This window comes from Paraburkholderia aspalathi, from assembly GCF_900116445.1.
GTDB lineage: Bacteria > Pseudomonadota > Gammaproteobacteria > Burkholderiales > Burkholderiaceae > Paraburkholderia > Paraburkholderia aspalathi.
The window spans coordinates 393,593-415,540 of sequence record NZ_FPBH01000005.1 but is presented as its reverse complement, the minus strand read 5'-3'; the positions used below and the strand labels follow the sequence as shown (position 1 = coordinate 415,540).

At 62.6% G+C, this 21,948-nt stretch carries 20 protein-coding genes; 6 read left to right on the top strand and 14 right to left on the bottom strand.

The window, feature by feature from the left end; all coding sequences use genetic code 11:
- Positions 1-19: 19 nt before the first annotated feature.
- Complete coding sequence (locus BM438_RS11635; protein ID WP_093634402.1) at positions 20-706, bottom strand: MgtC/SapB family protein; 687 nt, start codon at positions 704-706, stop codon at positions 20-22.
- Positions 707-873: 167 nt separating this feature from the next.
- Here BM438_RS11635 and BM438_RS11630 point away from each other — a divergent pair, with 167 nt between their 5' ends.
- Positions 874-1,983: an AGE family epimerase/isomerase gene (locus tag BM438_RS11630; protein WP_093634401.1), complete on the top strand. Its 1,110-nt coding sequence runs from the start codon at positions 874-876 to the stop codon at positions 1,981-1,983.
- Positions 1,984-2,037: 54 nt separating this feature from the next.
- On the opposite strand, the gene BM438_RS11625 is transcribed toward BM438_RS11630, so the two are convergent.
- Positions 2,038-2,313: a hypothetical protein gene (locus tag BM438_RS11625; protein ID WP_054034765.1), complete on the bottom strand. Its 276-nt coding sequence runs from the start codon at positions 2,311-2,313 to the stop codon at positions 2,038-2,040.
- A 218-nt stretch (positions 2,314-2,531) separates the two neighbouring features.
- Between BM438_RS11625 and BM438_RS11620 the strand changes: the two genes are divergently transcribed.
- Positions 2,532-2,735, top strand: a complete 204-nt coding sequence (locus BM438_RS11620; RefSeq protein ID WP_007178724.1) for a cold-shock protein — start codon at positions 2,532-2,534, stop codon at positions 2,733-2,735.
- Between the two features lie 112 nt (positions 2,736-2,847).
- Here the strand turns inward: BM438_RS11620 and BM438_RS11615 are convergent, their stop codons facing one another.
- Complete coding sequence (locus tag BM438_RS11615; protein WP_093634456.1) at positions 2,848-4,470, bottom strand: methyl-accepting chemotaxis protein; 1,623 nt, start codon at positions 4,468-4,470, stop codon at positions 2,848-2,850.
- A 267-nt stretch (positions 4,471-4,737) separates the two neighbouring features.
- Here BM438_RS11615 and BM438_RS11610 point away from each other — a divergent pair, with 267 nt between their 5' ends.
- Positions 4,738-5,172: a PaaI family thioesterase gene (locus BM438_RS11610; protein WP_054034920.1), complete on the top strand. Its 435-nt coding sequence runs from the start codon at positions 4,738-4,740 to the stop codon at positions 5,170-5,172.
- Between the two features lie 134 nt (positions 5,173-5,306).
- Here the strand turns inward: BM438_RS11610 and BM438_RS11605 are convergent, their stop codons facing one another.
- From BM438_RS11605 to BM438_RS11565, 9 genes are all read right to left on the bottom strand, one after another.
- The gene (locus tag BM438_RS11605; protein ID WP_093634400.1) at positions 5,307-6,155 is read right to left on the bottom strand and encodes an ureidoglycolate lyase; all 849 of its coding nucleotides are present in this window, start codon (positions 6,153-6,155) and stop codon (positions 5,307-5,309) included.
- Between the two features lie 62 nt (positions 6,156-6,217).
- Entirely contained in the window at positions 6,218-6,961 is a 744-nt protein-coding gene (locus tag BM438_RS11600; RefSeq protein ID WP_093634399.1) for an SDR family oxidoreductase, read from the bottom strand.
- Between the two features lie 55 nt (positions 6,962-7,016).
- Positions 7,017-7,847, bottom strand: coding sequence for an amidohydrolase family protein (locus tag BM438_RS11595; RefSeq protein ID WP_093634455.1), 831 nt, complete (start codon positions 7,845-7,847; stop codon positions 7,017-7,019).
- Between the two features lie 7 nt (positions 7,848-7,854).
- A complete protein-coding gene (locus tag BM438_RS11590) occupies positions 7,855-8,895 on the bottom strand; it encodes an aldo/keto reductase (RefSeq protein WP_093634398.1) in 1,041 nt (346 codons plus the stop codon).
- Positions 8,896-9,061: 166 nt separating this feature from the next.
- Complete coding sequence (locus tag BM438_RS11585; protein ID WP_093634454.1) at positions 9,062-10,378, bottom strand: UxaA family hydrolase; 1,317 nt, start codon at positions 10,376-10,378, stop codon at positions 9,062-9,064.
- A gap of 42 nt (positions 10,379-10,420) precedes the next feature.
- Positions 10,421-10,774 (bottom strand): UxaA family hydrolase, encoded by a 354-nt coding sequence (locus BM438_RS11580; protein WP_234487781.1) that lies wholly within the window; start codon positions 10,772-10,774, stop codon positions 10,421-10,423.
- A gap of 25 nt (positions 10,775-10,799) precedes the next feature.
- Positions 10,800-11,855, bottom strand: coding sequence for an ABC transporter permease (locus tag BM438_RS11575; protein ID WP_093634397.1), 1,056 nt, complete (start codon positions 11,853-11,855; stop codon positions 10,800-10,802).
- Positions 11,845-13,365, bottom strand: coding sequence for a sugar ABC transporter ATP-binding protein (locus tag BM438_RS11570; RefSeq protein WP_093634396.1), 1,521 nt, complete (start codon positions 13,363-13,365; stop codon positions 11,845-11,847). Before BM438_RS11570 ends, BM438_RS11575 begins: the two co-directional genes overlap by 11 nt.
- Complete coding sequence (locus BM438_RS11565; RefSeq protein WP_093634395.1) at positions 13,362-14,411, bottom strand: sugar ABC transporter substrate-binding protein; 1,050 nt, start codon at positions 14,409-14,411, stop codon at positions 13,362-13,364. The genes BM438_RS11570 and BM438_RS11565 overlap by 4 nt, the downstream gene beginning before the upstream one ends.
- 267 nt (positions 14,412-14,678) lie before the next feature.
- Here BM438_RS11565 and BM438_RS11560 point away from each other — a divergent pair, with 267 nt between their 5' ends.
- Both BM438_RS11560 and BM438_RS11555 read left to right on the top strand, forming a co-directional pair.
- The gene (locus BM438_RS11560) at positions 14,679-15,467 is read left to right on the top strand and encodes an IclR family transcriptional regulator (RefSeq protein WP_093634394.1); all 789 of its coding nucleotides are present in this window, start codon (positions 14,679-14,681) and stop codon (positions 15,465-15,467) included.
- Positions 15,468-15,544: 77 nt separating this feature from the next.
- Positions 15,545-16,090 carry a hypothetical protein gene (locus tag BM438_RS11555; protein ID WP_054034758.1) on the top strand — a complete coding sequence of 182 codons (546 nt, stop codon included), beginning with the start codon at positions 15,545-15,547 and terminating at the stop codon, positions 16,088-16,090.
- A gap of 106 nt (positions 16,091-16,196) precedes the next feature.
- Here the strand turns inward: BM438_RS11555 and BM438_RS11550 are convergent, their stop codons facing one another.
- A complete protein-coding gene (locus BM438_RS11550; protein ID WP_093634453.1) occupies positions 16,197-18,692 on the bottom strand; it encodes a bifunctional acetate--CoA ligase family protein/GNAT family N-acetyltransferase in 2,496 nt (831 codons plus the stop codon).
- A gap of 362 nt (positions 18,693-19,054) precedes the next feature.
- Here BM438_RS11550 and BM438_RS11545 point away from each other — a divergent pair, with 362 nt between their 5' ends.
- Complete coding sequence (locus tag BM438_RS11545) at positions 19,055-19,924, top strand: LysR substrate-binding domain-containing protein (protein ID WP_054034757.1); 870 nt, start codon at positions 19,055-19,057, stop codon at positions 19,922-19,924.
- A gap of 121 nt (positions 19,925-20,045) precedes the next feature.
- On the opposite strand, the gene BM438_RS11540 is transcribed toward BM438_RS11545, so the two are convergent.
- Positions 20,046-21,647: a peptide chain release factor 3 gene (locus BM438_RS11540; RefSeq protein ID WP_093634393.1), complete on the bottom strand. Its 1,602-nt coding sequence runs from the start codon at positions 21,645-21,647 to the stop codon at positions 20,046-20,048.
- Positions 21,648-21,948: the final 301 nt, after the last annotated feature.

Genomic DNA, 21,948 nt, shown 5'->3' with positions numbered 1-21,948 from the left:
CGCCGAGGTTTTTCCGTTTTTAAGACGACGCCTCGTCCTGCCGGAACTGCTTGACGCCGTGCAACTGACGCAAGCGCGAGCAGATCGCTTCATATTCGGTATTCGACACGCGGTGCAACGTGATTATCACTTCGTCGCACTCCGGCGCGTCATCGCTTTGCTGCATCACGAATTGTTTGACGCGCGGGCTCGCGGCGCCGAGTTCGTCGTGCAGCGAATGGAATGTCATGGCGCCGCGCTCGACGATCATGGTCAGCTGGCGCCGTTGCTTCACGGTGATGAAGCGGCGCTCGAGTGGCTTGATCCCGGCGAGGATGATCAGAATGATGATAGTCGCGGCGATCGACGCCGTGTACAGCCCACCGCCAACCGCCAGCCCGATCGCCGCGACCGACCAGAGGCTGGCCGCCGTCGTCAACCCGCGCACGATTTCGCCCCGCAGCAGGATCGAACCGGCGCCGAGAAAGCCGATTCCGGAGACCACCTGCGCGGCCATCCGCGACGGATCGAGCACGACGTGATCGCCCGACAGCACTTCGGCAAAACCATAGGCCGACACGATCATGATGAGCGTCGAACCGACGCAGACCAGCATATGCGTGCGCAAGCCCGCGGCCCATGAAAGCCGTTCGCGCTCGAAGCCGATGACGCTGCCGAGCGCAGCGGCCAGCATCAGACGGGAAATGAGTTCAAGGTTCCCCAACATTGTTTTTCCTCCTCTTCTGAAATTATTTGAAGCGTATTTCGCAGCTGTGACGGAGTGCCAGCGGCAGCCGTTTGCTTTATGCTTGGCCGCACGTCGCCAGCGGCCTCGCTGCGGCGAGAGCCAAAATCCGCAGGCGCTTCGAATGACCGCGTTTGACCAACCGAACTATGCAGAGCATGACCCCTTTCACCGCTTCCACGATCCCGCTTGCCAACACACTGCGTGACCACTTCGCTCACGTGGTGCTGCCGCTGTGGCGCGGGCCCGGTTTCAACCCCGCGCTGAAGCTGCCCTACGAAGCGGTCAGCGCCGAGGGCCCTGAACCGTTGCCCGCGGAGCGTTACCGGGCGATGGCGTGCGCGCGACAATTGTTCGTGTTCTCGCAAGCAGGCGATGCGGCGCATGCCCAGGTGCTGTTCGATTCGCTGATGCACACCTTTCAGGACACCCGCAACGGCGGATGGTTCTATAGCGTGGATGCGCAGGGCGCGCCGCTCGACACGACCAAAGACCTGTACACGCACGCGTTCGTCGTGTTCGCCTGCGCGGAATATGCCGGCCGTTCCGGCAACCGCGACGCGTTGGAAGTCGTGCATCGCACGTCGGCACTGATCCAGTCGCACTTCGTGGCCGACGGTGATCTGTTCAACGCCGCGCTCACCGCGGACTTCGCCAGTGTGACCGGCACGCCCATCCAGAATCCCTTGATGCATCTCACCGAAGCGTGGCTGGCCGCCCGCGAAGTCACACGCGACAACGCCTTCGACGCCGCGTTGGGCCGTCTTGCCGGCGCCATCGCGCATCACTTCGTGCATGCGCCGACCGGCTGCGTCGCCGAATTGCCGATTGGCGCGGACGACAACCGTCTGGAACCGGGGCATCAGTTCGAATGGTTCTGGCTGGTCAAGCAGGCGGGTGCATTGTTCGAAGCCTCAGGTCTCAACGAATCGCTGACGCGCGCGTTCAGCTTCGCGCAGCAATATGGCGTGGACCCGCAAACGGGCGGCGTGTACGCCTCGCTCGACGAAACCGGACGCATCAAGGACCCCATCCAGCGGATCTGGGCGCAAACCGAGTATCTGCGCGCACTGGCGAGCCATGACGACCCGGCTGCGCACGCCGCGCTGCCGCGGCAAATTGAGCTCTTCCGGCAACGCTTCCTGCGTCCGCAAGGCTGGTTCGAATGCAAAACGGCCGCCGGTGACGTGGTGCGTGCCGACATGCCGTCGACCACCCCCTATCACCTCGCGACCGCCTATGACGCCTTGCCGGGCTAAGCGCCGGCCGCCGTCTCCCCGTGCATCGGCGTCAAAAGCCGACTGACCGGTCAATCAGTATTCTTCGCGTTGCCAGGGTCCCCAATCGGCGTCGGCAGTTTTGAATCGCGTGTAGGTCGCGCTGTGTCCGGTGGGGGTATCCGATGTATCGCCGTGCGGTTTTTTATCGGTGGTGTGAAGGGCGAAAGCCTGGTGCTCTTCGGTATCGACCGTGATTCGGCCGACCGGATCCGGGGCGCCTTCTTGAGGTGATTTCGACTCCAATATCGCGAGATAGGGGGTCAAACGACTCCAGAATGAGGTAAGTTCATCTTGCAAATAATGTGTCAATGTTTTTCCTGGAAGAGTAATACAAGCAGTTTACCCTACCGGCTGGGCCCCCTTGGAAAATGGTTTCCGGACCTCAAAAGGGTCCAATCAGGGGAATACCCGAATACTTGTTGATTGGCGTCCATCATAAAGACGTGATACAACTCGTACTTCGCGCTCGATCTCGTGTTGAGAAATAGCGGTCGCGAATGCAACACACAACATTTACTGGATTAAAAATGGCAACAGGTACTGTGAAGTGGTTTAACGATGCAAAGGGCTTTGGCTTCATCACCCCGGACGACGGCGGCGAAGACCTGTTTGCACACTTTTCGGAAGTTCAAGGCAGCGGCTTCAAGTCCCTGCAGGAAAACCAAAAAGTGACGTTCGAAGTCAAGCAAGGCCCGAAGGGCAAGCAAGCTGCGAACATCCAGCCGGCCTAAGTACCTTCAGGTACGTTGAGGCACCCTTAGGCGCTTGCGTCTAATGCAAAATGGCCCGCTTTGGCGGGCCATTTTCTATTGCAGATGCCCTCTTTTTGGGCACGTTCGCGGCCTAGATCGCCCGCATCCCTGACAGCGCAAACGCCGCCGTTTGCCCGTGCAGGTCGTCCATTTGTTGCATTCGCAACACAGTCTCAGAAATTTCGAACACAGAAACGGCGTCCTTCAATTGCTGCGTCTGCTGATGCAGCGAGGCTGCCGCTGCGGCAGCTTCTTCGACGAGCGCCGCATTCTGCTGCGTCATCTCATCCATCTGCACCACCGCCTGGTTGACCTGCTCAATGCCCGTGCTCTGCTCGAGCGACGATGCGCTGATTTCCGCCATCATCTGCGTGACGCGGGAGATCGATGCGGAAACGTTCCTCATCGCCTCACCGGCATGCTCGACCAGCGTCGAACCGCCCTGAATCTCGGCGACCGATTCGCTGATCAGCGTCTTGATTTCCTTCGCCGACTGCGCGCTGCGCTGGGCAAGCCCGCGCACCTCGCCCGCCACCACGGCGAAGCCACGGCCCTGTTCGCCCGCACGCGCCGCTTCGACGGCCGCGTTCAGCGCGAGGATATTGGTCTGGAACGCGATGCCGTCGATCACCGAAATGATCTCGGCGATCTTGTCCGAGCTTTGCGCGATGCCGCGCATCTTGTCGACCACCTCGTTGACCACTTCGCTGCCGCGCGAGGTCGCCTCCAAGGCGGTTTCGGCGAGGGCATTGGCTTCACGGGCGTGATCGGCGTTCTGGCGCACCGTGGCGGTCAATTCCTCCATGCTCGACGCGGTTTCTTCGAGCGATGCCGCCTGGTTTTCCGTGCGTGCCGACAGATCGGCGTTGCCGGTGGCGATTTCGTCCGCGCCGAGGTGAATCGAGTCAGCGGATTCGCGCACGGTTTGCACGGTGCGCGCCACGCTCGCCTGCATTTTCGCGAGACCCGAGAACAGGCGGCCGATCTCATTGGTGCCGCGCGAAGCGATCGGCTGGTCGAGACGCCCTTGCGCGATGCGGTCGAAGTGACGACCGGCTTCTTCCAGCGGCGCCACCACGCCCTTACGGAGCGCCGCGTACACGCCGAATGTGCCCGCTACCAGCACCAGCAGGATCGCGACGCTGACGGCGCGGAATGTGGCCATGCGTGCGTCGATCGAATCAAGCGATGCCTGGCTCGCAGCAGCGCCGAATTGCACGAAGTTGTGCGACTCGGCGAGATAGGCGTCCTGGAAGCCCTGAGTCGGCTGGTCTAGAAAAGCCTGAATATTGTTCGCGTCAAGAAACTGCACCAGCTCCGCGAGCGCGTCGTGGAACTTTTTGTAGCGCTCGGCGAGCGCGGCGGCGCGGGTGCTGTTTTCGTCGCTGGTCTTCTGCGCGCTCATGAACGCACCGAACGACTGATCAGCTGCCGTCAGCTGGTCGCGGGCATGCTGCACGATATCGGCCGGCTCGGCGCCGCCGCGCACCATGCGCGTACTGGCGCGCGACAGGTTGATGCGCGCATCCATCAGGTGCTGGGTCGTTTCATTGACCGCGTCCACCTGCTTCAAGGCGACATTCGACAGATCCCCCACGTCGTCATGCGTGCGTGTGAGCGACCAGAACCCCAAACCCACCGTGACAAGCTGGAAAACGCAGAACGCGGCCAGAACACACAACAGGCCGGATGCGACCTTGATCTTGCTGAACATCGTGAACACCTAAAGCAAAGAATGACGGGACCTACGTCCGGGTTAACGGCAAGGCCAAACTTTGCTTGAGATCAATGTCGCCAAAAATCGTCTTACGTCCCCATTTCATCGGCCAACTTCGCAATTCCCGTCATTTTCCGCAACAATGCTCCACAGATATTTTGGATTCACCTTGACGCGATGCGTCAGCGCTTCCTAGAGTGGGTAGGGACTGCACAATGGACGCCGGTGCAGATGCCACTGCGGGCCAAGCCCGAAGGACTCACGATGACCGACATCCTCGACCGGGCGCGCGGCGCACTGCATGCCCAGCCGTTCAGCATGCTGCTAGGCACCGAACTCATGCACACCGGCACCAATGAACTGACGCTGTGTCTGCCGATCCGCGACGAGTTGCGGCAACAACACGGCTTCGTGCATGGCGGTGTCATCAGCTATCTCGCCGACAATGCGCTGACGTTCGCCGGCGCGCTGTCGCTGGGGCCGAAGGTCGTGACCGGCGAGTACAAGATCAACTATCTGCGGCCGGTGATGAACGGCACGCTAATCGCACGGGCGAAGGTCGTCTACGCAGGGCGGCATCAGGCAACCTGCCAGTGCAACGTGTATGTGATGGACGGCCAGCGCGAGAAACTCGTCGCCGTTGCGCAAGGCACGATCAATCGCATTAGCGAGAACGGCGAGCACGAGCCGGCGGGCTGACCGGAACCGTGCACTAGAGATGGGATGGCGAGTCATGCGGCTCGCACCAGGGTACATAAAAAAACCGCGCCTGCTGGGAAGCAGGCGCGGTTTTTCATTCTGAACAGCGCTGATTGCGCGGCTTACTGCATCGCTTATTCCGCCGCGTAAGTCTTCTGCGTCTGTTCGCCAAGACCTTCAATACCGAGGCGGATCGTCTGGCCCGGCTTCAGATACACCGGATTCGGCTTCACGCCCATGCCGACGCCCGGCGGCGTGCCGGTCGAAATCACATCGCCCGGTTGCAGGCTCATGCACTGCGACACATACGACACCAGCTTCGCGACGCCGAACACCATCGTCTTCGTGCTGCCGTTCTGATAGCGATGGCCATCCACTTCGAGCCACAGGCTCAGGTTCTGCGGATCGGCAACTTCGTCGCGCGTCACGACCCACGGGCCGATCGGGCCGAAGGTATCGAAGCCCTTGCCCTTATCCCACGTGCCGCCCTTCTCGATCTGCCACTCGCGTTCCGACACGTCGTTGATCACGCAGTAGCCGGCAACGTAATCGAGCGCGTTGGCTTCGTCGATATATTTCGCGGGCTTGCCGATCACCACGCCCAGTTCGACTTCCCAGTCGGTCTTCTTCGAGCCACGCGGAATTTCGACGTCGTCGTTCGGGCCGCTGATCGCGCTCGTCCACTTGTTGAAAATCACCGGTTCCGCCGGCACCGGTAGATTCGATTCGGCGGCGTGGTCCGCGTAGTTCAACCCGATGCAGATGAACTTGCCGATCTTGCCGACGCACGGTCCCATGCGCGGATTGCCTTCGACCAACGGCAGCGAAGCCGGATCGAGCGAGCGCAGCTTGGCGAGGCCTTCGTCAGTCAGCGCGGCGCCGTCGATATCGCCAACCACCTTCGACAGATCGCGAATCTTGCCTTGCGCGTCGAGCAGGCCCGGCTTTTCCTGGCCTTTCGGCCCATAACGAAGCAGTTTCATCGTTGCACTTCCCTTTCCGTTCAGTGGTATTCGGTTCGTGTGTCAGCGTCGATCAGTGTGCGTCAGTTCGACCAGCCGCCGTCGATCACATGCGCGTGGCCGGTGGTGAACGACGATTCGTCGGACGCGAGATACAGCGCCAATGCGGCGATCTCTTCCGGCTTGCCGATGCGGCCCATCGGCTGACGCGCCACAAAAGCCGCCTGCACGACGTCGAGCGTCGCGCCCTGCGCCTTGGCCTGCTCAACGATCCGCTGTTCGAGCGACGGCGAATGCACCGTGCCCGGGCAGATCGCGTTACAGCGTACACCACGTGTGATGAAGTCTGCAGCGACGGACTTGGTCAGCCCGATCACCGCGGCTTTCGACGCGCTGTAGGCAAAGCGGTTCGGCACGCCCTTCACGCTAGAGGCCGCTGACGACATATTGATGATAGAACCGCCGCCCTTCTCCAGCATGGCCGGCAAAAACGCGCGGATCATGCGGTACATCGCCTTCGCGTTCAGGTCGAAGGCGAAGTCCCAATCTTCTTCGCTGCATTCGAGAATCGAGCCTGCGTGCACGAAGCCCGCGCAGTTGAACAGCACGTCGATCGCGCCGAGCTCGGCGGCCAGCGCCTTGATCGCCGCGTTGTCGCGCACGTCGAGCTTGCGCGCTTCGACCGGCTTGCCGGCGAGTCCGTCGATGCGGATATCGGTGGCGATCACGCGCGCGCCTTCGCGCGCGAACATTTCCGCGGTGGCGAGACCGATACCTTGTCCTGCAGCGGTGATCAGGGCCGTCTTGCCGGCCAGTCTTTGTGTCATCTACGACTCCAGTTGAATGGGCTTTCTCTTGTCTTCGTAACTCGTCTTCGTCACATCAAAGTCGATAAAACGCAGCGGCGTTGCCGCCGAAAACCGCGTCACGCTCGGCGTCGCTCAAGGACGCGAGCAAGGTGTTCGCCACCGAGTGCCAGACCTGATAGTCGCCGTTCAGATCGAGCACGGGCCAGTCGCTGCCCCACATCAAACGCGAGGGGCCGAATGACTTCAGCAGATGCTCGACATACGGATGAAGCGTTTCTTCGCTCCAGCCAGGCGACGCTTCTGTGACGAGTCCCGACAGCTTGCAATGCACTTGCGGCAACTTTGCGAGCCGCGTGATTGCGTCGGCCCATGATTGCCAACCCGCGCGACCGTAACGGATTGGCGGCTTCGCACCGTGATCGACAACGATGCGCAGCGTAGGGAACCGCTCCGCGAACGTTTCGAAAGGCTCGACGTGCCGCGCGTAAATCAACGCGTCGAACGCGAGGTCGTGCTCGATCAGCGCTTCGATTGCGGGCGCGAGATCGGGATTCGCAATCCACGTATCGTCGGGCAGATCCTGCAGCATCGGCCGCACGCCTTTGAACTTCGGCTCATGCGCCAGCGCTCCAATCACGGCCGGCGCCGTGGGTAACAGCAACGGCACCCAGCCGACCACACCGGCAATCGATGGCTCATGCCGCGCGATGTCCAGCAAGTAGCGCGTTTCATCGATGGTCGGCGCTGCCTGGACCACCACCGTCCGTTCGACGCCCGCTGCTTCTCGCAGTGGTTTGAGATCGTCGGGACCGAACAGCCGGTACAGGATTTTCAGTTCCGGCGTGAGCCACTCGTAGTCGCCACGAGCGGGGTCCCAGTAGTGCTGGTGGGCGTCGATACGTATCGTCAAATCAATCCTCCGGCGCGGGCGCGCGGCTGTCGAGCAAGCCCTTGTCACGCAACGCGGACCACAGATCCGCCGGGATCGGCTGCTCGAACGACGCGGCGTTCTCGCGCAATTCATTGGCACTGCGCGCGCCGGTCAACACGGTTGCGACCGCCGGATGCGCATACGGAAACTGCAAAGCTGCGGCGGCAAGCGGCACGCCATGCACCCGGCACACCGCTTCCAGCCGCGCGACGCGTTCGATGATTTCGCTCGGCGCGTCGCCGTAATTAAATTTCAGATCGCCCGCGACGCCGCGCGCCAGAATGCCTGAGTTGAACGCGCCGCCTAACAGAATGCTGACGCCGCGTTGTTCACATGCTGGGAGCAGATCGTTGAGCGTGGTCTGTTCGAGGAGCGTATAACGGCCCGCGAGCAACGCGCAATCGATATCGAATTCGGCCATCACGTCGAGTATTGCCGCGCCTTCGTTGACACCGAGCCCGACAGCCTTGACCGCGCCTGAGGAGCGCAGATCATCGAGCGCACGAAAGCCGCCGCCTTCAGTGAGTTGCCGCCAGTAATGGGGGTTTTTGTCGCCATGCGTGACAACGCCGATATCGTGCACCAGCAGAATGTCGATATCGACCATGCCGAGGCGCTGCTGGCTGTCTTCGAACGAACGCAGAATGCCGTCGTGCGTGTAGTCGAAGATCGCCTGGAACGGCAGCGGGTCTTGCCAGCCTTCGCTGCCGTCGTAGGGCGTGGTGCGCGGTACGAAGCGGCGCCCGACTTTGGTGGACAGCACGTATTCACTACGCGGGTAGCCGCGCAACGCGTCGCCTAGACGGTGCTCGGCTTTCGTGTGACCGTAGTGCGGCGCGGTATCGAAAAAGCGCACGCCGACGTCCCATGCGGCGGCGATAGTCGCATGCGCTTCTTCTTCGGACAGATCGCGGTACAGACCACCCAACGGCGCCGTACCGAGCCCCAATCCGGATACCTGCAATGCACGACGGCCGATATTGCGCCGCTGTTCGATCTTCGAACCGATCTTTGCCGTCATGGACCACGTCTCCCATTTGTTAATGTTTTAGCACGTGCCGGCGATGTTTGCCCGCTGCCGCGCTACTAGCGACGGCCTTGGCACGCTAATGGCTGCACCGAAAGTTGCTAAATCGATTACGGCTCGGGCTTGCGGTCGTACTGATCGCTGAGGACGCTAAGCCCGCTCAGTGCGGCTCGATCGCAACAACCCGATGCGGCGGTGCAGCGCTCGACGGCAAACAAGCCGGGCCCACCGGTTCGAAAGTCTTGTACGTCAGGATGAATTCCTGATGACCGAGCATTTCCGATTTCGACGCCGCCCCGAGCGACACCGCCACCGTTTGCTCGAACACCTCGCGGCCGACTTCGTCGAGCGTGCCGCGGCCTTCGAGAATGCGCCCTGCATCGACGTCCATATCGCCGACGAGATTGCGGTAGGTCGCGGGATTCGCGCACACCTTGATGACCGGCGAAATCGCCGAGCCGACAACCGATCCGCGTCCGGTCGTGAACAGAATCACATGCGCGCCGCATGCGATCAGCTCGCCGATTTCCGCGTTGTCGCTGATGTTCGGAAAGCCAAAGCGCGGTTCGCCGTCAGGGACGACGTCGAGAAGATAGAGGCCACCGGTCGGCGGAACGTCGCCGGGTTTGATAATGCCGACAATCGGCGACGCGCCGCTTTTCGCATACGCGCCCAACGATTTCTCTTCCTGCGTGGTGAGCCCACCGTCCGCATTGCCGACCGCAAAACTGCCATGCCCAAGGATCGAGTAGTAGCGCGCCGCCTTCGCAACACACGCGACAATTTCATCCCCGAGTTCCGGCCTTGCGGCACGCGTTTTCATATGAAACTCGCAGCCCACCAGTTCGCCGGTTTCTTCGAAGATGCAGGTCGCGCCGGCGTCGATCAGATGATCGAACGCACGGCCCACGGCCGGGTTTGCGGTGATGCCGCTGGTTCCGTCCGAGCCGCCGCAGATCGTGCCGATCACCAGTTCGCTCAGCGCCATCGGCACTTTCTGCTGCGCAGCAAGTTGCTTGCGGGCGTCGCGAATCCAGTCGACGCCGTATTGAATCGTGCTGCGTGTGCCGCCTTTTTCCTGGATCGTCAGGACTTCGACAGGACGACCGCTCGCTCGCACCACGTCCACAAGGTAATGCTTGTTCATGCTCTCGCACCCGAGCGACACAAACAGCACCGCGCCTACGTTGGGATGCGTGGTGAGGCGCTCGAGCATCTTTTCGGCGTACCCATTCGGATAGCAACCGGGAAAGCCGATCAGATGCACGGGCGGCTCGCGCTCGGCGGAAGGATCGTCGAACGCGTCGAGCGGTTCGCGGAACTGCGTGACGATCTCGCGCGCGACGTGATGCGCGCACTCGACCAGATACGCCACCGCAACCACATTGCGGATGCCCTTGCGGCCATCCTTGCGCGGATAGCCCTGCAACAAGGGCTGATGCTGCGCGGCGGCGGATGCTACGGAAGTGTCAGTCATGATCATTCCAGCGCGGCGCAAGGCCACGTCAATGTGCTCAATTCAGTGATGGACGAACTCGTGGCCCGCGTCGTGCGTATACGTGGGCAGGTAATCGCTTTCGAGGTTGTGCGTATGCAAATGCGCACCGCGCGCCACCGCCTCGGTCACGTGACCGATCACTGCGCCGTAACGCAGCACCTTGTCGTCTTTCGCGAGTTCATGGCGCGCGACCTTGTGGCCGAGGTCGATGGTTTTGGTGAGCGTCACGCGCTCACCTTCGATCTCGACTTGCGTGCCTGCGTCGAGACGCGCCGCCGCGATCAGGCAGTTGTCCGCGGGGCTGAGCAGGATCAGGCGTGGGTCGGTTTGCAACGTTTGGGGCGTTTGCGCGGTTTGCGTTGAGCTGCTGGTCAAGTGCGTTCTCCGTGATGCGTGTGCATTAGTTCTGGCCTTCGCCGCTGGCGAGCCGCGCCACCATCAGCGAGCCCAAAATGATCGCGCCGTAGATCGCCTGAATCCAGAACGACGGCACCTGGGCCAGCGTCAGCAGGTTCTGCACGACGCCGAGCAGCAACACGCCGGTGAGCGCACCGAGCATCGAGCCCTTGCCGCCGTCGAGTGATATGCCGCCGATCACCGCCGCCGCGAACACCGTGAAAATCATGCCGTTACCCTGGTTTGCGTTGATCGCGCCAACATAGCCAGTCACGATCAGACCGCCCACTGAGGCCAGCATACTGCCGAGCACGAATACGCCCCACGTAATGCGCTCCACGCGAATCCCAGCTGCGCGCGCCGCTTCCGGATTACCGCCGATCGCGTACAACGCGCGACCCAGGCGGTGATAGCGCAGCACGAACGCAGCGATGGCAAACGCTGCCGCCGCAAGCCATACCGACAACGGCAAACCGAGCACGATCGTGGTGGCGAGCGAGAAGAACGACGGCGGCATATCGAACAGCGTGCCGCCTTTGGTCGCACCGACCAGCATGCCGCGCAGCACGATCAGCATCGCCAGCGTAACGATGAAGGCGTTCAATCGCAAACGCACCACCAGGAAACCGTTGACGAAGCCAATCACCGCGCCAACCACGAGGATAGCCAGCAAACCCGCCGCCGCCGGCCATTGCAACCCGAAGCCCGCGGACGCCGCCGGCATCACCAGCATCGCGCCGATAGCCGGCGCAATGCCCACCGTCGATTCGAGCGACAGATCGAACTTGCCGGTCAACACGATCAGCGATTCGGCGAGCACAACCAATGCCAATGCCGCGGACGCCCCCAGCACGCTGATCAGATTTGCCTTCGTCAGAAAGCTCGGGCTGACGAACGCGCCGACCACGAGCAGCAACGCAAGCGCGGGCAGCAAGGCCAGTTCGCGCAGCCGGGCGAGTTCGCTGCGGGCACGTTTGCCGCTTGAGGCCGCCGCGATCGGCTGCGGTTGCGCTTGAGCTTGCGCGGTGCCGAATGCAGGGCTGGGCACACTATTCTTCATGGAGACTCACTCCTTCAACGGATGCGATCAGGTCGTGGTCTTGCCAACCCGCGGGAAATTCGGCCGCGACACGGCCACGGAACATGACCAGCACACGGTCACAGGTACGCAGATCGTCGAGTTCGCCGGACACGACCAGCACGGCCTTGCCCTCCTCTCGCACGCGATCCACCACTGACAGCAACGCTTCTTTCGATTTCACATCGACGCCTGCCGTAGGGTCGATCAATACAAGCACGTTCGGATCGGTGGCGAGTGCGCGGGCCATGACGACCTTCTGCTGATTGCCGCCCGAGAGCCCTGACACGACATGCTCGGGGCCTTGCGCGACGATGCCGAGCGCGTCGATCATCTTCTGACCGAAGGCGTTCTTCTTCGCCGGCGGCGCAATGCCGAATTTGCCGAGCAGGCGCGCGATCGTCATCGAGGCGTTTTCGGCAACCGATTGCGTCAGCACCAGGCCTTCGTGATGGCGATCCTTCGGCACGCAGCCGATGCCGTGAGCCAGCGCAGCGGGTACATCACCGGGTGGCAGCGTCGTGCCATCCACGCTGATCGAGCCGCGCCTGGCCGCACGCAAACCGGCAATCGCTTCGGCCACGCTGGTGCGGCCGCTGCTCGTTGCGCCGGTCAGCCCGACCACTTCGCCGCGCTTCACCGTGAACGACACACCTTCGTAATCGGAACCCACCAGATCTTTGACTTCCAGCGCAATGGCGGTGTCCGCCGGCAACGCATCGCGCGCCGCCGCGTCAGCGACGGCCAGGCCGCCGCGCTCGCCGGTCATCGCTTCGATCAATTGCTCGCGCGGCAACGCGGAAACCGGCGCGCTGACGATATGTCGCGCGTCGCGCAGCACCGTCACCGCCTGACAGATTTCATAGACCTCTTGCAGATGATGAGAAATAAAGAGGAACGTCACGCCTTCGCGCTGCAACTCGCTGATGCGGCGGAACAGGCGCTTGATTTCGTCGCCGTCGAGTTGCGCGGTCGGTTCGTCGAGAATGATGAAGCGCGCGCCGTACGACAGCGCCCGCGCAATCTCCACGAGTTGCCGTGCTTCCACGCTCAGATCGCCGGCGCGCGCATCTTCGCGTACGTCGATCTTCCAGTGATCGAGCAACTCACGTGCATCGCGGCGCATGGCGCGCCAATCGATCACGCCCCCGCGTGACGGCTGCCGGTTGATGAACAGATTCTCCGCGACGCTCAGATCGCGAATGATCGTCGAATGTTGATAAACGCAGGCCACACGCTCGCGCCACGCATCACGGTCCGCGATCGACGGCGCGGCCGTGCCGCCAAAACGCACCTCGCCGGTATCGGGCTTGCGCAGGCCGGTGAGGATCGACACCAGCGTCGATTTGCCCGCACCGTTACGCCCGACGAGCGCATGCGACTCGCCAGGCATCACCCGGATGCTCACGTCTTTCAGCGCGGCCGTGGAGCCGAAGCGTTTGGTGACCTCAAACGCTTCGACGACCGGCACGGAGGGCGTCGGCTCGTTCATTTAACGGTATTGCCCCACAAGGCTTTGTCGTCGACATTCGCCTTCGTGACGAGCGGTGCGGGCAATTGATCTTCGAGAATGCCCGGCGCCAACTGGACGATGTTGCTGCCGTGATCCGTCGGGCCCGGCTTGAAGGTCTGTCCGGCCAACGCTGCCTTGATGTAGAAGAGACCGTATTTCGCGTAGGAATCGGCAGGCTGCGAAATGGTGGCGTCGATATCACCACGACGGATGGCCTCGAACTCCTGCGGAATGCCGTCGTTACTGACAATCACGACGTGCTTCGCATCGCCGGCCGGAAACAGCATCTGCTTGCGGCGCAGCGTTTGCAGCGTGGGCGACAGATAGACGCCGCCGGCCTGCATGTAGATTGCCTTCACATCAGGATTCGCGGTGAGCAGACTGTCGAGCGCGGTAGCCGCGACGTCACCCTTCCAACTTGCCGGAATCTCCAGCAGCGACAAACCCGGGAAGCCCTTCAGACACGAGCGGAACGCTTCGGAGCGGTCGCGTCCGTTCACCGACGCCAGGTCGCCCATGATCTGCACAACCTTGCCCGACTTCACGTGCTCGCCGATGTACTTGCACGCTTTCTCGCCGTAGGCGTGGTTGTCGGCGCGCACCACCATCGCCACCTTGCCTTGCGTCGGCGCGACGTCGACGGCGACCACCGGCACGTTCTTCGCCGATGCCGCATCGAGCGCGCGACTGATCGCCGCCGAATCCAGCGGGCCGACCACGATGCCTTTCGCACCGAGGTTCAGCAGGTTGTTCATGTCGGTGATCTGCTGGGCCGGATCGCCGTTCGAATTGACCGGCGCGAGGATATCGATGCCCATGTCCTTCGCGTACTTGGGCAGATAGTTGTTGTACGACTGCCAGAACGGCGACGTGAGAAGCGGCAGACCGAGGCCGACCTTGCCGGCGTCAGCGGCGTGTGCCGCACCGCTGACGGCGAGGCTGGCGACGCAAGCTGCCGCCGCAACGGCGAACAACGAACTCTGGAAGAAACGGCGAGCCGGGTGCGGCCCTTTCGCGAACGACATGGTTGTCTCCTGCTGATGCGTTGTGGGAACTGCGTGAACCCGCCATGCGAGTGGTGGGCACTTGGTCCTGCGCTTTCTTATGAAGTATTGGTGTGCGTTCATTCACCAATGAACGTATTATTCATATACGGACTTTTCGAAGTCAAGCGATGTGCACTGCATCATGCCTCGGTGTTTCCCCTGGCGCGTGCCACCTCGCACGAGATTCCCCACGCACTTACACTCACGCGCCAGATAATGAGAACAACACACGGAACCTCGCTCACCATGGACGCAGACGACAAAGACGACGCCGACCGTTACCGCGCCCCCGCGTTGGACAAGGGCCTCGACATCCTGGAACTGCTCGCCGAGCAGAAAGAAGGGCTGACGCGCGCCGAAATCACCAAGCGGCTGGGACGCAACGCGAGCGAGATGTACCGGATGCTGGAGCGACTGGTCGCACGGCAGTACGTGGTGCGCTCGGCGGCGGGCGACCGTTATTCGCTGAGCCTGAAGCTGTATGCGCTCGCGCATCGTCATCCGCCGATGAACCGCCTGATCTCCGAAGCGCTGCCGCTCATGCAGCGTTTTGCCGACGCTGCCGAGCAATCGTGTCACCTCGTGGTGTACGACCGCGGCAATCTGCTGGTGATCGCGCAGGTGGACGGACCGGGCACGTGGGGCATGTCGGTGCGGCTCGGCTCGCGGGTCGGCCTGATCGATACGGGTTCGGGCCGCGTGATGCTCGCGTTTCAAAGCGTCGAGCAACGCGACCAGATGCTGGCCGAACACACCAAGGTGAAAGGCGAAGTCACGATCGATCGCGAAGCCCTGGAACAGGCATGCGAGCGGATTCGCGCGGCGGGTTTTTCGCAGAAGGACAGTCAGCAGACCTTCGGTGTCACGGACGTCACGTTTCCGATTCAGGGGCCGTCCGGTCAGGCGATCGCGGTGCTCACGTGTCCGTACCTGCGGCGCATCGACGAATACGTCGCGCCGACGCTGGAGGCGGCAACGGCGCTGCTGCGTGAGACGGTGCAGGCGCTCTCGATGTTTCGGGAAGAGGCTGTTTAATGCACATGGTTTAGAATGGCGACCCTTTCAAAAATCACGCCGCAGGGGTCTCCTCATGCGCGCTCAACGATCAAGCAATGGCGAAACTTCTGACCGATTCCGAATTCCAGCGTTTTTCCGAACTTCAGCAGAAGCAGTCGAGCTTCACGATCACGCCCGAAGAAGCCGACGAACTGCGCGACATCGTCGCTCATGCGCAAAAGCGCCGTGACGACCGCGCTGCAGCGATGCACAGCATCGAGACCTTCATTCAGCAATTCGACATCAGCCCGGACGAGCTGTTTTCGGCCGAGCAGATCGGCGACGCCGCGCGCACCTTCGGCCTGATTCCGGCTGCGAAGAAAGAGCGCGTATTGCCGCCGCAGTTCACGTTCAACGGCAAGCCGTATCAATGGACGGCGCGTCCGCTGCCGGACGACATCCGCGTGCCGCTGTTCGACGCCTTCAAGGCGGGTGAATCGGTGAAGTCGTTCATCGCGACGCTGAAGGACGCGAACCGTTGCGCCGCGACCATCGCGCGCCTGGAACGCGAAACCGGCGCTGTGTACGCTGAAGCGCTGCTGGAAGAGTTGTCCGTGACCCGCACGCAGGTCGACGAAGCAGCGGCGAAGTTGCCGGCTTAACTGCTGAAGTCACAACGCCTGGGTCGCGAATCGCCGCGGCCTGGCGTCACAGTCATAGCAGGCGGCCTTGTGTCTGTGAGCTTCGGCAAGCGCCGTCCCCGCCAACTTAAGCTTGCGCCGGTTCATCCAGCGCCATCCTGAAGCCGACCACGCCAGGATCTTCCGTCGGCGTGATGGTGAAGCCGCAGGACCTGGCTAGCGCGATCATTGGCGCATTCTCCCGCAACGCCTCGCCTACCAGCCAGTGGATGCCGCGCGCCCGCGCGTACTTGATGATCCGATCCATCAGCAATTGTCCAAGGCGCCGGCCTTTCTGGTCGGAGCGCACTGCCACGGCGAACTCGGCTGTCTCGTTGTCGGGATCAGCAACGGCGCGCACGACGCCGAGCGTGCGCGTGAAACCGTCTTCGCTGGTGACCGTCGCGATCAGCGCCATTTCGCGGTCGTAGTCGATCTGCGTCATGCGCGCGAGCTGTGAATGATCAAAGCTGCCCACTGCGCCGAAGAAACGCAAACGTAAATCTTCCGGCGTCATCGCTTCGACGAAATCGTGATGCGCGGCTTCGTCTTCCGGACGGATCGGCCGGATCGTCACACGCAGACCCTGCCAATCGAGCGTCTCTTCGAAGCGGCGCGGATAGGGCACGATCGCAAGCCGGCTGCGCTTCGCCGCCAGGCTGAGGGTCGGCTCGACTACCACCACGTGGTCCTTAAACACTCGCAGCGTCAGCGAGAGGCCGACGATCTCCTTGACGTCGCAGACCGCCTGCGAAAGCGCCGTCAATGCGGTTAATGCCGGCTCGGGATCGATCAGGCGCGCGTAGCGCGAGTGCGTGACCATGTCGCGTGCGAGCATCGGATTGAGTGGCGGCAAGCCGTAGACGCGCAACGGCTCGGACACGCCATCCGTCGACGGCGCGGTGAAGCGGAAAACGGGGCCGAAGTTGTCGTCGTCGTGAAGTTCGACGGCGAGGGCGACAACCGGCTTGCGCGACTGCGCGGCGACCAGTTCCTCGCAATCTGCTTGTGCCGGCGCTGCGGCGGATTGCTGCGCGGCTTGTTGGGATAGCACTTGCGTCGATCCTTGCGTAGCGCCTTGCGCTAATGCTTCTTTCGTCGTCGGGTCGCCCCCTTGCGTTTCAACGCTCAGCCCAAAACGCTCAAGAAACTGTGCCGCTGCCGCCCCGGTTAGTTGGTGCTCACCTGCTGCAAGCGCGGCGCGGGCTTGCGCCCGAGCGGCGTCGATTGCTTCGGGTATCTGCGCCGGCAAACCTTCCGGCGTCTGCATCAGCAACTCGCGGCCCATCCGGTAGTCGACCAGACGCGCAAAGGCGCGCGCCAATCGCTGCGGCGTCGTATGAACCGGAATGCCTTGCGCATGCAGCGCATCGCGCGTGGCCGCATCCACGCCGCCGAAAAAGCATGCGAGCAGCCCACGATAGGCGAAGCGCTGATTCGCGATCAATGCCTGCGCGACCTCACCGACCGGCGCGCCATGCGTCGACGCGTGGACCACGAAGGCCGTGCCCGTGCTGCGATGCTCGGCGAGCAGTTTGAGCGCGGTGCCGAAATGCTCGGGGCGCGCATCGTCGCCGAGTCGTAGCGGATTGCCCGCCACCGCGTGCGGCAGCGCTTCGCTTAGCGCCGCGTCCGCTTCGGCGGGCCACGGCGCGAGCGTGTCCCCGGCGGCGGCAAAGGCGTCGCAGGCGAGCGTGGCGAGACCGCTGTCGCTGGTGATCAGCGTCGCGGTCGCGCCTGCCGCCACCCGGCCCACGCCGAGCGTTTCGATTTCATCGAGCAGATCGTCGAGCGAGTCGACACGCACCATGCCCGCGCGGCGGAATGCAGCGGTGTACAGCGCGTCGGCCGGATCGGCGCGGCCTGAGCGTAGTGCCAGTACCGGTTTGTTGCGCGCCGCGGCGCGAGCCGCCGACATGAATTTACGCGCGGCGCGCACCGTATCCAACTCCAGGAGGATCGCGCGCGTGCCGGGATCGCTCGCCAGATAGTCGAGCACGTCGCCGGCGTCCACGTCGGCTTCGCCACCCAGCGCCACGGCGTGCGAAAAGCCAAGGCCGCGCGCATGCGCCCAACCGAGCACGGCATTCGTCAGTGCATTCGATTGCGACACCCATGCCACGCCACCCGCCTTCACCGTGCACGACGGCGCACCGAAATGCGCGTGGAACGCCGGCGACACCACCCCGAGACTGCCCGGCCCGACGATGCGCAGCAAATGCGGCCGCGCCGCCGAGAGCGCATGTCGGAGATGCATGCGGTCCTCATCGCTCCGCACCTCGCCGACGATGATCGCCGCGCGCGTGCCCAATCCGCCGAGCTTGTGGATGATGCCGGGCCACGTATCGGGCGGCGTGCAGATCAGCGCGACGGTAGGCGCTTGCGGCAAATCGCCGACATCGCCAATCACCTTACGTCCGCCGAGCGTCTCGTATTTCGGATTGACCGGCCAGACAGGGCCCTCGAAGCCGCCTTCCAGCACACGCGCCCACACCATTGCGCCGGTGCTGCCCGGCCGCTCGGAAGCGCCGATCACGGCGACGGATTTAGGGCGGAACAGGGCGTCTAGGTTGCGAACGGTCACGGGCGCTCCAGCGGAGTGTGAAGTAGGCACGGCGGCCAGGTGGCGCGCGTCTTCGTCAGGATAGGCGAAGTCCAGAGCTTGCGCGGCGGCGGTTCTGAAAACACGGCGTGACGTGGACGAAATCCACTTGATCCGCACCAACGCACGCCAGAATTTTTTTAGCGCGATCAGGCAAAATATCAAGCCTGAATGCGACAATCCTAGGGATGCCCGACCAGCCCGTTTGCCTTTGAAACGTGCGGGCTGATTGATGGCGGCATGGCGCGTCGGAGACAACGCGCGGCACGAACATGGATTCCGCGAGCAGGCACGCGACAACCGTCACGCCCGCTCCGGACGAACAAAGAGACAGAAGGTGATTTATGCGGCGCTTGCCATCACTGATCGCGTTGCGCTTCTTTGAAGAAACAGCCCGGCACATGAGCTTTAACCGCGCGGCCACTGCGCTATGCGTCACCCAAGGCGCGGTGAGCCGGCAGATCAAACTGCTCGAGGAATCGCTCGGCGCGAAGCTGTTTGAGCGCGATCACAAGGGTATCCGGCTGACGCCGGCCGGGCTGCAGTTCCTGCCTTGCCTCTCCGAGGCCTTCGACACCATCGAGCGCGGCTTTCGTCAGATCACTGCGGCCAAAGGGCGGCGGCGTCTCGTCGTCGCCGTGCCGCCCACCTTTGCGACCCAATGGTTCTCGCCGCGGCTCGGTTCGCTGGGAGACGAATTGCCCGATGTCGAACTGTCCGTTCGCACGTCGCCCACGGAAGACTGTCACTGCGTCATCCGCTTCGGCCGAAACGCACTGGCGGGTGCACATTCCGAATTGCTGATGACCGAGCGTCACGTACTGGTCGGCGCACCGGGTCTGCTCAGCGAATCACTCGACATGCTGCTCGAGCATTTGCCCGCGCTGCACGTCCTGCATAACGACGCCCGCCTGGACCTATGGCCGAACTGGCTGGCGAAAGCGGGCCTGCCCGCACGCTACGCGGAAAACGGCATCGAGTTTTCTACGCTGGAGCAGGCGATCCGCGCCGCGCGCAAAGGCGCGGGGCTGGCGGTGGTCGATCGGAACATGATCGTCGAGGAACTGGCGGACGGGAGTCTCGCGCGGTTTTCCGATGTTGAAGTAGCCGGGCCGTACGGCTACTGGCTCGACGTGGCGCAACACCATGCGTCGCTTGAACATGTGCAAGCGTTTGCCGGTTGGATGAGGGAAGAGGTTTTGAAGATGGAGTGAGGCGCTGCGGCTGCTCTGCATTGCGAACGGCAAAGTAGGAGCGAAAAAAAGCCGCGTTTTTTCGACGCGGCTTTTTATTCGTCTAACGACGCAAGCACTGAGCGCTCGCGGCCGGACGACGTTACATCGCCTTCTTGAACGGCGCGCCTGAATGCTCGCGCAATTCGTTGAACACGATCTTCGGCCACGCCTTCTGCGCGACTTCAATCTCCGACACGTGCGAGGCCAGGTATGTCGGCGCATCCGATGCATCGAGCGCGATCCGCGCCGCGTACGAATCCGTAAAACGGCGCAATTCGGCTGCATCGTCACACGTCACCCAACGCGACATGCGATAGCGCGCCGGCGCCATCCGCACATCGACCTTGTATTCCGTCGACAAGCGGTGCGACACCACTTCGAACTGCAGTTGACCGACCGCGCCGAGAATCATCAGACCGCCGACTTCCGGACGGAACACCTGAATCGCGCCTTCCTCGCCGAGTTGCTTCAGCGCTTCGCCGAGTTGCTTGGCGCGCATCGGATCGACCACTTCCACCGTCTGGAAAATTTCCGGCGCGAAGAACGGCAAGCCGACGAACTGCAGAAGCTCGCCTTCGGTCAGCGTATCGCCGAGGCTCAACGTGCCGTGATTCGGGATACCGATGATGTCGCCCGGGTACGCCTCGCTCACCGTCTCACGACGCTGCGACAGGAACGTCACCACGTTATTCGCGCGGAAGGTCTTGTTCGTGCGCGTCACCTTAACCGCCATGCCGCGCTCGAAGTGCCCCGAACACACGCGAATGAACGCCACGCGGTCACGGTGCGCGAGATCCATGTTCGCCTGCACCTTGAAGACGACGCCGGTGAACTTCGGCTCGTCCGGCATCACCGGACGTTGCACGGTCATGCGCATCGACGGCGGCGGCGCCAGATCGACCAGCGCATCGAGAATTTCCTTCACGCCGAAGTTATTAATCGCCGACCCGAACAGCACCGGGGATTGCTGACCTGCGAGGAACTGCTCGCGATCGAAATCAGGCGACGCGCCGGTGATCAGATCAATCTCTTCTTTCGCCTTGACCCAGCTATGGCCGAAGCGGCGTTCGCCTTCTTCGTCGCTGAGCGCTTGCAACGTTTCGACCGCCCCGCCCGCCTTATCCTGCCCGGCCCGGAACAGGCGCACCTGGTCATGCTGAATGTCGTAGACGCCCTGGAAGTCCTTGCCCATACCGATCGGCCATGTGAACGGCACGGCGGCGACGCCCAAATGCTGCTCGATTTCATCGAGCAGTTCGAGCGGCTCGCGCACTTCGCGGTCGAGCTTGTTGATGAAGGTGACGATCGGCGTCTTGCGGCTGCGGCAGACTTCGAGCAGCTTCAGCGTTTGCGCTTCCACACCGTTGGCGCCGTCGATCACCATCACGGCGGCGTCGACCGCCGTCAGCACGCGGTAGGTATCTTCCGAGAAGTCCTCGTGGCCCGGGGTATCGAGCAGATTGATGACGGCGTCACCGTACTCGAACTGCATGACCGAACTGGCGACGGAAATGCCGCGCTGCTTTTCGATCTCCATCCAGTCCGAGGTCGCGTAGCGATTGCTCTTGCGGCCCTTCACGGTACCGGCGATCTGAATCGCGCCCGAGAACAGCAGCAGCTTTTCAGTGAGCGTGGTTTTGCCCGCGTCCGGGTGGGAAATAACCGCGAACGTGCGGCGGCGTCTGAGTTCGGAGACTGACATCGGGTCTGGCGGTCACGGATAGAGGTTCGGGCGGTGTCCCGAAGCTTGTGGCCTCGGGTCTGCCACGTCTGGCGCGGCGGCGTCGAGCTGCGGGAGTTGGATCTGAGACCCGCGTCACGATGGCAACTCCGCCGCGTCACAACCAACCAGGTTACGAACGAGCGTTTGGAAATACGGGAATTGCCGGCACAGAACAGCGCAGGGAACGAATGATACACGTCATGGGGGCTGACGTATGGAAATGGGGTTTGGGGGACGGATGCGCGATCGGCGATTAGGACCTGTTCGACAAATGCCTGGA